At 69.6% G+C, this 14,056-nt stretch carries 13 protein-coding genes; 12 read left to right on the top strand and 1 reads right to left on the bottom strand.

What is annotated here, in order from left to right:
* The first annotated feature begins 132 nt into the window (after window positions 1–132).
* From MJ604_RS22905 to MJ604_RS22855, 11 genes are all read left to right on the top strand, one after another.
* Window positions 133–1,644, top strand: a complete 1,512-nt coding sequence (locus MJ604_RS22905; protein ID WP_243061039.1) for an NAD(P)/FAD-dependent oxidoreductase — start codon at window positions 133–135, stop codon at window positions 1,642–1,644.
* Between the two features lie 142 nt (window positions 1,645–1,786).
* Entirely contained in the window at window positions 1,787–2,803 is a 1,017-nt protein-coding gene (locus tag MJ604_RS22900; protein ID WP_243061037.1) for a sugar ABC transporter substrate-binding protein, read from the top strand.
* 1 nt (window position 2,804) lies between these two features.
* The gene (locus MJ604_RS22895; RefSeq protein WP_243061035.1) at window positions 2,805–4,376 is read left to right on the top strand and encodes a sugar ABC transporter ATP-binding protein; all 1,572 of its coding nucleotides are present in this window, start codon (window positions 2,805–2,807) and stop codon (window positions 4,374–4,376) included.
* Window positions 4,369–5,364, top strand: coding sequence for an ABC transporter permease (locus tag MJ604_RS22890; RefSeq protein ID WP_243061034.1), 996 nt, complete (start codon window positions 4,369–4,371; stop codon window positions 5,362–5,364). The genes MJ604_RS22895 and MJ604_RS22890 overlap by 8 nt, the downstream gene beginning before the upstream one ends.
* Window positions 5,361–6,365: an ABC transporter permease gene (locus MJ604_RS22885; RefSeq protein WP_243061033.1), complete on the top strand. Its 1,005-nt coding sequence runs from the start codon at window positions 5,361–5,363 to the stop codon at window positions 6,363–6,365. The genes MJ604_RS22890 and MJ604_RS22885 overlap by 4 nt, the downstream gene beginning before the upstream one ends.
* A gap of 42 nt (window positions 6,366–6,407) precedes the next feature.
* Window positions 6,408–7,337 (top strand): fumarylacetoacetate hydrolase family protein, encoded by a 930-nt coding sequence (locus MJ604_RS22880; protein WP_243061032.1) that lies wholly within the window; start codon window positions 6,408–6,410, stop codon window positions 7,335–7,337.
* Entirely contained in the window at window positions 7,337–8,314 is a 978-nt protein-coding gene (locus tag MJ604_RS22875) for an MBL fold metallo-hydrolase (RefSeq protein ID WP_243061031.1), read from the top strand. Before MJ604_RS22880 ends, MJ604_RS22875 begins: the two co-directional genes overlap by 1 nt.
* A complete protein-coding gene (locus MJ604_RS22870) occupies window positions 8,311–9,075 on the top strand; it encodes an SDR family NAD(P)-dependent oxidoreductase (RefSeq protein ID WP_243061030.1) in 765 nt (254 codons plus the stop codon). The genes MJ604_RS22875 and MJ604_RS22870 overlap by 4 nt, the downstream gene beginning before the upstream one ends.
* Window positions 9,072–9,845 (top strand): glucose 1-dehydrogenase, encoded by a 774-nt coding sequence (locus MJ604_RS22865; RefSeq protein WP_243061029.1) that lies wholly within the window; start codon window positions 9,072–9,074, stop codon window positions 9,843–9,845. Before MJ604_RS22870 ends, MJ604_RS22865 begins: the two co-directional genes overlap by 4 nt.
* A 118-nt stretch (window positions 9,846–9,963) precedes the next feature.
* Complete coding sequence (locus MJ604_RS22860) at window positions 9,964–10,722, top strand: SDR family NAD(P)-dependent oxidoreductase (protein WP_243061028.1); 759 nt, start codon at window positions 9,964–9,966, stop codon at window positions 10,720–10,722.
* A gap of 17 nt (window positions 10,723–10,739) precedes the next feature.
* Window positions 10,740–12,365 (top strand): long-chain fatty acid--CoA ligase, encoded by a 1,626-nt coding sequence (locus tag MJ604_RS22855; RefSeq protein ID WP_243061027.1) that lies wholly within the window; start codon window positions 10,740–10,742, stop codon window positions 12,363–12,365.
* 20 nt (window positions 12,366–12,385) lie between these two features.
* Here MJ604_RS22855 and MJ604_RS24085 read toward each other — a convergent pair whose 3' ends face one another.
* On the bottom strand, window positions 12,386–13,321 hold the full coding sequence (locus MJ604_RS24085; RefSeq protein WP_279236548.1) for a LysR family transcriptional regulator: 936 nt from the start codon (window positions 13,319–13,321) through the stop codon (window positions 12,386–12,388).
* Between the two features lie 107 nt (window positions 13,322–13,428).
* On the opposite strand from MJ604_RS24085, the gene MJ604_RS22840 reads away from it, so the two are divergent.
* Window positions 13,429–14,056 (top strand): CoA transferase subunit A (locus MJ604_RS22840; protein WP_243061026.1); only part of this gene is annotated, 628 nt, incomplete at its 3' end.

The following is a 14,056-nucleotide window of genomic DNA, read 5'->3' as shown; positions in this document are numbered from 1 at the left end:
TAACCGGATCTACAACGATATGCGGTTAATCGACCGACAACTCCTGTTGGACCCGGTCGTACGGGCGCGCCTAACGTCATGTGAGCACCGTCACGATGAACAGATCGGGCGCCAGTCACCGAGGAGATGTCGATGTCGATTTCACAGGTCCGAGAGAGCGCCGGCTCCCGCCGCGCCACCGCGCGAGGCACCGGGATCACCCGTCAGCCCCGCATCGCCATCATCGGTGCGGGCTTCTCCGGACTCGGCCTGGGCATCCGCCTCAAGCGCGCAGGCCTGACCGACTTCACGATCTTCGAGAAGGCCGACAACGTCGGCGGCACCTGGCGCGACAACCGCTACCCGGGGCTGTCCTGCGACATCCCCTCGCGCTACTACGCGTGGAGCTTCGCGCCGAACCCTGACTGGTCGATGACGTTCTCGCCCGGCAGCGAGATCCAGGGCTACATCGAGAAGGTCGCCGCCAAGGAGCGGCTGAGCGACTTCGTCGAGTACCACACCCCGGTGACCGCCGCGCGGTGGGACGAGACGGAGTGGGAGGTCTGGTCGAACGACCGAAGCCTCGGCCGCTTCGACTTCGTCATCAGCGCGGTCGGCTTCCTCCACTACCCGAACCACCCCGACATCAAGGGGCTGGACACGTTCGCCGGCAAGGTCGTGCACACGGCCGAGTGGGACTCCACCGCCACCTGGGTCGGCAAGCGCGTGGGTGTGATCGGCAACGGCTCGACCGGCACCCAGGTGGTCGCCGCCATCACGCCGGAGGTCGAGGAGCTCGTCCACTTCATGCGGACGCCGCAGTGGATGGTCCCGATGGACAAGAAGCCCTACCGGAGGTCGTGGAAGCTCGCCCAGCGGTTCGTGCCCGGCCTGTCCAAGCGGACCTTCAAGTTCTACGAGGAGGCCCAGGACGCCTTCGGTGAAGGGTTCACCGAGCCCGGCCCCGGCCAGGACGCGTTCGTGCAGATGCCGCGGGACTTCCTCGAGGCAGCCGTTCCGGACCCGGACCTACGGGCGAAGCTCACCCCCGACTACCCGCCGGGCTGCCGCCGACTCATCGTGTCGTCGGAGTACTACCAGATGATCCAGCGGCCCAACGCCCACTTGGTCCGTGACGGCATCGTCGAGGTGGTACCGGAAGGCGTCGTCACCGCCGACGGCACCCTGCACGAGCTCGACCTCCTGATCGTCGCGACCGGGTACGACGCCAATGCGTTCATCCGCCGCCTCGGCCTGGTCGGGCGCGACGGCGCCACGGTCGAGGAGCTCTGGAAGGACGGCTACCGCACCTACGAGTCGGTCGCCCTCGACGGCTTCCCGAACTTCTTCATGCTGGGCGGTCCGCACAGCCCGTTCGGACACTTCAGCTTCGTCCTCTCCGGGGAGCACCAGAGCCGGTACGCGGTCCGATGGATCGAGGCCTGGGCGCGAGGCGAGTACGAGAACGCGGCGCCCAGTACCGCCGCCGTCGATCGCTTCACCGCGCAACAGCGGGTGAAGATCAAGGAGACGACCTGGGGCGCGGACTGCGTCAGCTGGTACCAGGACGTGTCCGGAACGCCGTCCCTCTACCCGTGGTCGGCACGGACCTTCCGCGAATCCATGAGCAAGCGGGTCGTCTCCGACTTCGACGTACAGCGCTGATCGGGTAGCCGGCGGGGACCCCGTCGGACTCCCGCGCACCAGCGCCGACGCTCCACGCCGCACCCGCCGGGTGCGGCTCTACCGCAGCACGCCCTCGTCCTGCGGCGGTCTCGGCCTATCCGAAACAAATGGGAGTAAGTCCATGAATGTACGCAGCAAGTTCGCGATGGCGCTCGCCGCCTCCGCGCTCCTGTTCACCGCCGCCTGCGGCAACAGCAGCGACTCCAGCGGGTCGACCGCCAGTGGAAGTGGCTCGCTGGAGGGCAAGAAGGTCGGCTTCCAGTTCTGCACCGAGTCGAACGCCTGGTGCGCGAAGTACATCGACACCATCAAGGAGCGGCTCGGCGCCGAGGGGGTGGAGGTCACCGTGCTCACCTCGAACTTCGACCAGGTCGAGGACAACCAGCACATCGACCAGCTCATCGCCCAGAAGCCTGACGTCCTGATGATCGGCCCCGCCGACCCGAACGGCGCCGTGCCCGCGATCCTCCGCGCGGACCAGGCCGGCATCAAGGTCGTCAACGTCGTCTCGAAGCAGGTCGACGCGGCCCAGCCCGCCATCGACGTCAACGTCATCGCCGGCTTCACCGAGATGGGCACCAACGCCGCCAGCCTGCTGGTCGAGGGTATGAAGAAGGCCGGACACGACTCGGGCAACGTCATCGCGATCACCGGCCCGGCCTCGAACGGTGTCGTCGTCGACACGCTGGCGGCGTTCGAGGACACCCTTGCCGAGAGCCCGGAGTACGACCTGGTCGCGGTCGAGGACGGCAGCTGGGACGCGGCGAAGACCCAGACGCTGACCCAGCAGCTGCTCGCCCAGTACGCCTCGAAGGGCGGCATCGTCGGCATCTACGCGCAGGCCGACTACATGGCCCCCGGCGCGATCCAGGCGGTCAAGCAGGCCGGGCTCGAGCTGGGCGTGAAGAACAAGGGCATCATCATCACCTCGGCGAACTGCTCGCCGGCCGGTCCCGTCGCCATCAAGGCCGACGAGCTCTACGGCACGGGTACCGAGGGCCCGGTCGACGAGGCCAATGCCGCCGCCGATGCGGTCCTCAAGCTGCTCAAGGGCGAGGACCAGGAGAAGGACCAGTACACCGAGCAGTACACGGTGACGGCCGAGAACATCGACGAAGCCTCGCGGTGTGAGTACTGACATGTCTCACCTCAGCCCGGTCCGGACCGGTGCCGCCGGCCAGGGGGACTCCACGCGAGTCCCTCTGGTCCAGGCGACCGACCTGGCCAAGACCTATGGCGCCGTCCGGGCGCTGCGCGGGGTGTCGGTGAGCATCGCACCCGGCGAGGTGGTCGGCATCTGCGGCCAGAACGGCGCCGGCAAGAGCACCTTCGTCAAGCTGCTCACCGGGCTGGAGCGCCCCGACACCGGTGAGCTCCGCGTCCGCGGCGAGGTCGTCGGCTTCGGCAGCACCTTGGACGGCCAGAAGGCCGGGATCTCGATCGTCGACCAGGAGCTCGCGCTGGTGCCGCAGCTGTCGATCGAGGAGAACATGTACCTCGGGCACCGCGAGGTGCCGCTCGTCGGCGGGAAGAGGGCGCGTCGGGCGCGCTGCCAGGAGATCCTGGACCAGCTCGGCCTCGGCCACCTCGACCCGACCACGCCGCTGCGCTACCTGCGGATCGGGGAGCGGCAGCTGGTCGAGATCGGCCGGGTTCTGGCCCGTGACGCGCAGCTGCTCATCCTCGACGAGCCGACCGCGACGCTCTCGAACGCGGAGATCGAGCGGGTCTTCGCCGCGGTGCGCGAGGTCAGCGCCCAGGGCCGCAGTGTCCTCTACGTCTCCCACCGCCTCGGCGAGGTCCTCGACCTGTGCGACCGGGTCCTGGTGTTCGGCGACGGGCTGCTGCGCGGCACCCATCGGGTCGACCAGCTCGATCGCGGACGCCTGGTCCAGCTGATCCTCGGCGAGGCCGGCGTCGTCGACTCCGGCCACGGCGTACCGCGCGACGGTACGGCGACCGGCCCGCTGGAGCTGATCCTCGACGGACTGGAGATCCCCGGTCGGCTCCAGCCGGTCAGCCTCACCGTGCGGTCCGGCGAGATCATCGGACTCGCGGGGCAGGTCGGGTCCGGCGCGGACGACCTCGTGCGGGCCCTGGGCGGTCTCGTGCCGGAGGCGCGCGGGTCAGCCACCGTCGGCGACGCCAGCCCGCTCGGTTCGCCGAGCCGGGCCCGCAGCGCGGGCGTGCGCTTCGTTCCCGGTGACCGACGTGGCGAGGGACTCTTCCTCGCCGACACCGTGCGCAGCAACATCACGGCCACGAGCATGTCCCGGTTCTCCCGCCTCGGCGTGATCAGTCGTCGGGGGCAGCGCCGGCTGGCCGAGGAGCGCACTCGGGTGGTCGGGGTCGCGGCGTCGAAGATCGCCGCCGCCGTCGGCGACCTCTCCGGGGGCAACCAGCAGAAGGTGCTCCTCGGTCGCTCGCTCGACGAGACGACTCCGCGAGTCCTGCTCCTCGACGAGCCGACGCGCGGGGTCGACGTCGCCGGGCGTGCCGAGATCCACCGGTTGCTCAAGGACGCGGCGGCCGCCGGCTGCGTCGTCGTCTTCGCCTCGACCGAGATCGACGAGCTGTTCGACCTCGCCGACACCATCGTCACGATGGCGGCCGGCGGCCTGGTCGGGATCCACGACAAGTCCAGCGTCACCGCCGACCACGTGCTGGCCGAGATGGCGAATGCAGGCGCCCAGGAGGCAAGCCATGTCTAGCGTGCTCGAACGTCCGCCCGCCGCCCCGCCGGCGGACGCGCCCCCGAGCCGGGTGCAGAGGGTGGTCGCCAACAAGCGGATGCTGGTGGTGACGACCGTCCTCGCCGTGCTCCTCGTCTACGGGATGGTCACCACCGACGGCTTCGCGACCGTCGACAACGGCCGCGCCATCCTGGCCGCCATCGCGATCACCGGCTTCGGCGCGCTCGGTGCGACTCTCGTGATGCTGGGTGGCAACCTCTTCTCGATGTCGGCCAGCGTGACCGCGGCCGGCGCCGCCATGGTCTTCCTCGCCGCTCTCCAGTACGGCGTCGTGGTGGCCCTGGTCGCCGCCTTGCTGGCCGGAGCGGGCGCCTACGCCCTCCAGGGCTTCGCCATCGGTGCCTGGGGAGCCAACCCGATCGTCGTCACGATCGGAGCCGGCTCCTTGCAGGCTGCCGTCGCGATCATGATCACCGACGGCAGCAGCGTGCGGGTCGCCCCGGAGGTGACCAGCTACAAGTTCCTCGCCGATACCGTCCTGGGGATCCCGGTCGGCGTCTACCTGCTCCTCGTCGTCGCCGCGTTGCTGCACCTGCTGCTGACGCGGACCGTGTGGGGCCGCAACCTCTACTTCCTCGGCAAGAGCCCGCCGGCCGCGTACGCCGCGGGACTCCCGGTCGTGCTGACCACCGTGATCGCGTTCGCGATCGCCGGGGCCTGCACCGGATTCGCCGGCGTCGTCCAGGCTGCTTCGACCCAGTCGGCCACCATCAACGACCTCGGAACCCTCACGTTCGACGCGGTGGCGGCGGCCGTCGTCGGTGGCAACGCCATCGCCGGTGGGCGCGGCTCCATCCCGCGCACCCTCCTCGGCGTGCTGGTCATCGCGACGCTCGGCGACCTGCTCCTGCTCCGCGACTACTCGGCCGGCGTACGGCTGCTGGCCACGGGCCTCCTCGTCATCGTCTTCGTCTTCGCGACCAGCAGCAAGGAGCAGGCCCGATGATCGATCGTCTGCGCGGCGTCCAGCTCACGGCCGCCTTCCCGTATGTGCTCCTCGTCGTCTTCGCGCTCTGCTTCGCGGTCGTCCCTCCCGTGATGGGCTACGAGGTCTCCAGCATCAACCTCTTCAACGTGGGGCAGAGCTTCGCGACCTACGCCCCGCTCGCGCTCGGGCTCGCGCTGCTGATGATCGCCGGCGAGTTCGACCTCTCCCTGGCCGCGCTGTACGGCCTCGGGGCGATGCTGGCCGTCAAGACCGGCGCCGACTCGCCCCTGACGGGCGTGCTCGTCGCGGTCGCGGTCGCCGCGGCGGTCGGGCTGGTCAACGGGCTGCTCGTCACGATCGGCGGACTCAACTCGGTCTCGGTGACGCTCGGGTCGTACATCGCGGTCTCGGGCCTGTTGCTGATCATCTCGGACAACGCGAGCGTCCCCTACCTCAACTACGAGGTCGGCCTGAACCTCGACTCCGTCCTGATGACGGTCCTGTCGCGACGCAGCCTGATCGCGATCGCGCTCTTCGTCGTCGTCGGTGCCGTACTCCGCTTCACCCGATGGGGACGCGACCTGCGTGCGATCGGCGGGGACCGCCGGGCCAGCAGGGTGGCCGGCGTGCGGGTCCGCCGGATGCTGATCGCGACGTTCGTCGTCGCGGCGGTGCTGGCGGCCGTTCCGGGCGCCCTGCTCGGCTACAGCCTCTCCAGCGCCAGCCCCGCGTACGGCGGCTTCCCGAGCCTGGTCTTCGCGATCACCGCGGTGCTCATCGGCGGGGTCGCCCTCTCCGGTGGACAGGGCACGGCGCTCGGCGCCGCAGCCGGGGTGCTGTCGCTGGCCCTGCTGCGCGAGACGCTCGCTGTGGTCGCGGCCCCGTCGTACGCCTCCGACCTGATCAGCGGTGCGCTGCTGACCGCGATCGCGATTCTCGCCGCACCACACCTCCTGCGCGGCGCCCGAGCGCGCCGGTGGGTGAACACCCGGCCGCAGGTCTCCGAAGCAGCTGCCTGACCGCCACGGTCATGACTCGCCACTAGCAAGGGAGCACAACCAATGAAACTCGCCACGTTCATCGCCGACGGGGAGGAGCGCCTCGGCGTGGTCGACACCGACCACGACCAGGTCCTCGACGCCCGGTCCGCGTACCACCGTGCCGAGGGGAGGGAGCTCCCCGCACTGGCGAGCATGCAGGCGTTGATCGACGCCGGGCCGGATGCGCTCGCACTGCTCGCCGACGTGGCTGGCGGTGCCGGCGACGCCGACCGGCGGCCGCTGGCCACGACGAGGCTCGCCGCCCCGCTGCCGCGACCGCGCCAGATCCGGGACTTCCTGCTCTTCGAGAAGCACGTGCTCAACTGCCTGGCGGAGGAGGCGCGCCTCACCGGCAACGAGCGACCGGTCCCGCCGGCCTGGTACGACTTCCCGACGTACTACCGCGGCAACCCGTCGACCGTCATCGGGCACGAGACCGACATCCAACGGCCGGCGTACACAGGGATGCTCGACTTCGAGCTCGAGATGGGCTGCATCATCGGCCGTACCGGGAAGGACATCTCGACCGACGACGCGCTCGACCATGTCTTCGGCTTCACGATCTTCAACGACGTCTCCGCGCGCGACATGCAGATGCGGATGTCGCCGGTCGGGATGGGGCCCTGCAAGGGGAAGGACTTCGACACCAGCAACGTGCTCGGACCCTGGATCGTCACCCGCGACGAGGTCGGAGACCCCTATGACCTCCGGATGTCCGCACGGGTCAACGGTGAGGAGTGGGGCTCCGGATCCAGCGGAGAGATGCAGTTCAGCTGGTCCGAGGTCATCGCCTTCATCTCCCAGTCCGAGACCTTGCACCCCGGCGAGGTCCTCGGCTCCGGCACGGTCGGCACCGGGTGCGGACTGGAACAAGGACGGTTCCTCGAGGACGGGGACGTCATCGAGCTCGAGATCGAGCGTGTTGGAACGCTCAGGAACAAGGTGACCTGATGACTGGCAACGACACGGTCGGCAAGCTCGTCGACCTCGGCTCCGGCAACTTCGCGTACCTGCAGGAGGGAGGCTCCTGGGGCTGGAGCAACGCCGGCCTGGTGACCTCCGAAGGGGTCTCCCTGCTGGTCGACACGCTCTTCGACCTCGACCTCACCCGGCAGATGCTCGGGGCTTTCGGCGCGGCCACCCCGGCCGCGGCCCGGATCGAGACGTTGATCAACACCCATAACGACGGGGACCACACGCATGGCAACCAGCTCGTGCCGGGTGCGCGGATCATCGCGTCGTCGGCTGCGGCAGAGGCGATGGCGGCCGGCGTCCAGCCCGGCACCTTCACCCAGCTGCTCGACAACGCGGCCGAGCTCGGTGACCTGGGCACCTTCCTCCACCGCAACTTCGGCGCGTTCACGTTCGACGACATCGACCTGGTGCTGCCGACTGAGACCTTCGTCGACAAGCTGACGGTCACCGTCGGCACCAAGAGCGTCGAGCTGATCCAGGTGGGCCCTGCGCACACGCCGGGCGATGTCATCGCCTACGTGCCCGAGGACAACACGGTCTTCGCCGGCGACATCCTCTTCAACGGATCGCACCCGGTCATCTGGGCCGGCCCGCCGTCGCGCTGGGTGGATGCCTGCGACCTCATCCTCGGCTGGGACGCCGAGACGATCGTGCCCGGGCACGGCCCGATGGCGACCAACGACGACGTACGCCGCCTCAAGGAGTACTTCCTGACGCTGATCGAGCTCGGCGGCGAGCTGCGGCAGAAGGGTCTCACCCCCTGGGAGGCGGCTGAGCACGTGACGTCGCGCGGGATGTGGCCGACCTGGGGCGAGTCGGAGCGGCTGATCGTCAACTTCGCCTCCGTCTACCAGCAGCTCGGCGACGAGCCGACCTTCCCCGACCCCATGGACGGCCTGACTGCGATGGCGCAGTTCAGCGTCGCCCACGAACCGAAGGAGACCATCTCATGACCGCCGACCTGACCGGCAAGATCATCGTCCTCACGGGAGTCACCGGGGGGATCGGGCAGGTGACCGCCCGCACCTACCTCGAGCACGGCGCTGTCGTGATCGGCAGCGACATCAACGAGGAGCTCGGCGAGAAGCTGGCTGCCGAGCTCACGGGGGACGGACACGACTTCACGTTCGTGGCGGGCGACGTCACCCGGGCCGAGACCGCTCAGGCCCTGGCCGACCTGGTCCGCGAGCGCCACGGGCGGCTCGACGTCCTGCACAACAACGCGGGGGTCCTGGTCGCGAAGGGGGTCCAGGACACCACCGAGGAGGAGTGGGACCTGGTCATGAACGTGTCGGTGCGCGGCACGTTCCTGATGATCCGCGCCCTCTCGCCGCTGATGGGGGAGGGCGGCTCGATCATCAACATGGGGTCGTCGCTCGGCCTGGTCGGCGGCGCGAACGAGGCCGCGTACTGCGCGGCGAAGGGGGCCATCGTGAACTTCACCAAGGCGGTCGCGTGCGACCTCGCTCCGGCGATCCGGGTCAACGCGATCTGCCCGGGCGGCATCGACACCGCAATGCCCCGCAACGTGGTCGCGGCACTTCCGGCGGAGGATCGGGACGCGGTGTGGAAGGGCCTCGAGGCCGAGCATCTCCTGGGACGTGTCGGCCAGCCCGAGGAGATCGCCGCGGTGGCACTCTTCCTGGCCGGGGACGACTCGACGTTCGTGAACGGGACGGCGATCGCCGTCGACGGAGGGTGGACCGCGCGATGAGCCTCCTGACGAACAAGGTCGGTTTCGTGACCGGCTCCGGCTCCGGTATCGGCCGGGAGTCGGCACGCGTGATGGCCCGCGAGGGTGCCGCTGTCGTGGTCTCCGACATCAACGTGGAGGGCGGCAAGGAGACCGTCGAGATGATCCGCGGGGAGGGTGGCGAGGCGTTCTTCATCGCCGCCGACGTCTCCCGGGAGTCCGAGATCCACGGGCTCATCGAGGGCACGCTCGGCCAGTACGGCCGGCTCGACTTCGCCTACAACAACGCGGGCATCGCAGGCCCGACCAAGGGTGTCGCCGACTACCCGCTCGACGAGTTCGACAAGGTCGTCGCCGTCAACCTGCGTGGCGTCTTCCTGGCCATGCAGGCGGAGCTCGCCCACATGTTGCCGCTCGGCAGGGGGGCGATCCTCAACACCTCCTCGACGTTCGGCCTCGTCGGGTACCCCGGCTGTGCGGCGTACGTCGCCACCAAGCACGCGGTCGCCGGGCTCACCCGGGCGGCCGCGATCGAGAACTCGGCGGCCGGCATCCGCGTCAACGCCGTCTGCCCGGGCGCGATCGCGACGCCGATGGTGGACGAGATGGCCGACGAGATCTCGCCGGGCGCGCGACAGCCGATCTTCGACGCGCTGGGCGCTGCCGCGCCCATGGGACGCATGGGCCGACCGCAGGAGATCGGCGAGGCCGCGGCGTGGCTGGTCTCGGACGCCGCCTCGTTCGTCACCGGCCTGACCATGACTGTCGACGGGGGCTGGACGGCCCAGTAGCCGACTGACCCCGTCGACCCGACCCGTCGCCCGGCGCGCGGCGTCTGAGCCTGCGCGCCGGGCGGCCCACCAACCCGGTCGCCACCCACCGCAACGACCTCACGAGGAGAGCAATCCGATGAAGCTCAAGGACAAGATCGCCGTCGTCAGCGGCACGACCGGCGGCATGGGCGCCCTGGCCGCACGTACCTTCTGCGAGAACGGCGCCACCGTCATCGGCGTCGACCTCGATCCCGAGCTCGGCGCCAAGCTCGAGGCGGAGCTGCAGGGTGACGGGCACGCGTTCACCTTCGTGCGGGTCGACGTCACCCGACGGGCCGACATCCTGGCCCTCGCCGACCACGTTCGTGACAACCACGGCCGCCTCGACGTGCTCTACAACAACGCGGGGGTCGTCCTCGGCAAGCACGTGCTGGACACCACCGAGGAGGAATGGGACCGGGTCCACGATGTCGTCTCCAAGGGCACCTTCCTGATGATGCGCGAGCTGGTCCCACTGATGGGCGAGGGCGGCTCCGTCGTCAACGTCGCCTCGGCCGGTGGCCTGGCGGGCATGGACGGGATGGCGGCGTACTGCTCCGCGAAGGCCTCGGTCGTGCTGCTGACGAAGACGGCGGCCATCGACCTGGCGCCCGGCATCCGTGTCAACGCGATCTGCCCAGGGGCGATCGACACGCAGATGCCGCGCAACTTCGTGGCGACGATGCCCGAGGAGATGGGGAAGGCGGTCTGGGACGAGCTGGCACGCGGCCACCTCACCGGCCGCTTCGGCCGGCCCGAAGAGGTCGTCAGCGTCGGCCTGTTCCTGGCCAGCGACGCCTCCAGCTTCATGACGGGCGCGGCGGTCGTCGTCGACGGCGGGTGGACAGCGAAGTGAGCGCCCTCCGAGGGTTGATGCAGGACGACTACCGGCTCACCGTCGACCACATCCGCAAGCACCTGGCGACCAACACGGGCGGGGTGGTCTCGGTCGAGCACGTCGACGAGTCCGGGGATCCGGTCCGCTTCAGCTACGCCGAGGTCGACCGGCGTCTCCACCGGCTCGCTCACGGGCTGCGCGCGCTCGGCGTCGACGAGGGTGACCGGGTCGGGACCTTCACCTGGAACACCCTCGAGCACCTGGAGCTGTTCATCGGTGTCCCGACGTACGGCGCCGTCCTGCACACCGTGAACGTGCGCCTGTTCGAGGACCAGCTGGTCTACGTGATCAACCATGCTGAGGACCGGGTGATCTTCGTGGCGTCCGACCTGGTCGCGACGCTGGTGCCGATCGCGGACCAGCTGCCCCACCTCCGGCACGTCGTGGTGTGCGGGGGACTCGACGGCGTGGACACCGGAGCCCTCCCAGGTGTCATCGGTTACGACGAGCTCCTGTCGACGGCGCCGGACGACGACTTCGCGTTCCCCGAGCTCGCCGAGTCTCAGGCTGCCGCGCTCTGCTTCACGTCGGGGACGACCGGCAACCCCAAGGGAGTGCTCTACTCGCACCGGTCCATCGCGCTGCACGCGTCGTCGCTCCTCGGGGTCGACTCGTTCGCGCTGCGGCGTGGGGATCGCGTGCTCGCCGTCGTTCCGATGTTCCACGTCAACGCCTGGGGCCTGCCGTACGCCTCGGTGCTGATCGACGCTGACATCGTGCTTCCCGGTCGCGACCTGCGCCCGCCGGCGATCGCCGGCATCATCGAGCGGTACCGCGCCACCGTGATGGGTGGCGTGCCGACTGTGTACTCGGACCTGCTCGCCTACGTCGACCGCGCCGGTACCGACCTCTCCAGCCTGCGCGAGTGCTTCTGCGGGGGATCCGCCGTGTCCGAGACCCTCATGCGCGCCTACGAGGAACGCCACGGCGTGTCGATCATCCAAGCCTGGGGGATGACGGAGACCAGCCCGGTCTGCACGGTCTCGCGGGCCCCTGCCGGTGTCACCGGCGAGGACGTCTGGCAGTACCGGACCACGCAGGGCCGCGCCGTCCCATGGGTGGACCTCCGCCTGGTCGGCGACGACGACGAACCGGTCCCGCACGACGGCCGGTCGAGCGGCGAGCTCGAGGCCCGGGGGCCATGGATCGCGGCGGCCTACTACGCCGACGAGTCCGGCGACGACCGGTTCCACGACGGCTGGCTGCGCACCGGTGACATCGCCACGCTGTCGCCCGACGGCTTCCTGCGGATCGTGGACCGGGCCAAGGACGTCATCAAGTCCGGGGGCGAGTGGATCTCGTCGGTCGAGCTCGAGAACCAGCTGACGGCGCACCCGGCCGTCCAGGCCGTCGCCGTGATCGCGGTGCCCGACGCCAAGTGGGAGGAGCGTCCGGTCGCGTGCGTCGTGCTGCGAGATGGCGCCGTTGTCACCCCCGAGGACCTTCGTGAGCACCTGCTCGACAGGGTCGCGAAGTGGTGGGTGCCGGACCAGTTCGTGTTCGTGAGCGACATCCCGCGCACGGGTGTTGGCAAGCTCAACAAGCGCGCGCTCCGGGCATCCCTGGCGATCACTGACCTGGTCGCCGAACCAGCGCGGTGATGGGGTCTCGCGGTATCCGCCTACCGGGCGGCGCGGTTCCAGACCTCGGCCGCGGAGTCGAGCAGGATGCCGGTCCCGGAGGCGTCCCGGACCGCGTCGGGCCGATAGACGAGCTGGGCGGGCATCTCCCCGCGCGGCGACATCGGACGCCAGACGAACTGCGGGTCGGTGAGCCGGAGCTGATGGCGCACCGCGGGCGTGAACCCCTTGTTCGAGAGGATCAGCTGGGTCGCCCGATCGTCGTCGAGGAAGAGACCGCGCGCGAAGGTCTCGAACTCGTAGAAGTCGTCGCGGGCGAAGTGCTCGGCGAAGAGCGCCTCCATGCTGGCGAACATGTGCGGAGACAGCTCTCGGGGCCACAGAGTCAGAGTCCGGTCGAGGAGCTTCTCGTGGTCGACCACCTCGGCCGCGGCCAGCGGGTCGGTGGCGCCGAGCACGACGCCCACCTCGGTCGCGCCGATCGGCTGGGAGTCGAGGCCGTCGTGCTCGTGCTCGCTGTGGATCATCGCCGCCTGGTAGGTGCCGTTGAGGGTGCCGGAGAGCGCCTGCTCGGCCCAGCACTCGACGAGCGAGAAGCGGATTCCGGGGCGGTTGGCCAGGACCTGCTGGCGCAGCTGTGCGGCCTGGTCGGCGAACGACGGGGTGAAGGCCAGACGGATGCTGCCGGCATCTCCGGTGGCCGCGCGGTGTGCTTCGACGTACGCGGCCTCGACGGTGTCGAGGATCTCGGTGCAGCGCTTGTAGAACGCCGAGCCGGCAGCAGTGAGCTCGACCTTGCGGGTGCTGCGGTCGAACAGGATCACGCCCAGGGCGTCCTCGAGCTGGCGGATCTGCTGGCTCAGGGTCTGCTGCGCGACGTGCAGCCTCGCCGCTGCGCGGGTGAAGTGAAGCTCCTCCGCCGTCACCACGAACGACGCGAGGTGGCGCAGCTGGATCGTGGAGTTGGAGACCTGCATTGCTCTCTCGGGGATGAGATCGAACCGGTGGCGAGGGATTCGATTCTAGCGCGGCAACCTGTGCTTCCCCGGGCGCGGTGCCCCTGGCAGACAAGGAGAAATAGCTGATGGACAAGGTGCTTGGCAGTGCCCACGAAGCCGTCGCCGACATCGCCCACGGATCGTCGATCGCAGCCGGAGGCTTCGGCCTCGGCGGCATCCCGTCGGTGCTGATCGAGGCGCTCCTCGAGCTCGGCGCGGCCGATCTCGAGGTCGTGTCGAACAACTGCGGCGTCGACGACTGGGGCCTCGGCCGACTGTTGAGCGCCGGCCGGATTCGGCGGATGGTCGCCAGCTACGTGGGTGAGAACAAGGAGTTCGCCCGGCAGTACCTCTCCGGTGAGCTGGAGGTGGAGCTGACGCCGCAGGGCACGCTCGCTGAGCGGATGCGCGCGGGTGGCTCGGGCATCCCGGCGTTCTTCACCGCGACCGGTGTCGGCACCCAGGTGGCCGAGGGTGGGCTGCCGTGGAAGTTCGACGCCCACGGCGGCGTCGCTCTCGCCTCGCCTCCGAAGGAGGTGCGCGAGTTCGACGGTCGTGAGTATCTGCTGGAATCGGCCCTGGTCTGCGACTTCGGGCTGGTGCGGGCCTGGAAGGGTGACCGGCACGGCAACCTCGTGTTTCGGGGTTCATCGCGGAACTTCAACCCGCTGGCCGCGATGTGCGGCCGGGTCACGATCGCGGAGGTCGAGGAGC

The sequence above is a fragment of the Nocardioides sp. SR21 genome, assembly GCF_022761125.1.
Classification (GTDB): Bacteria; Actinomycetota; Actinomycetes; order Propionibacteriales; family Nocardioidaceae; genus Nocardioides.
Note: the sequence above shows the minus strand (reverse complement) of the source record. Positions and strands in the feature narration are given on the sequence as shown.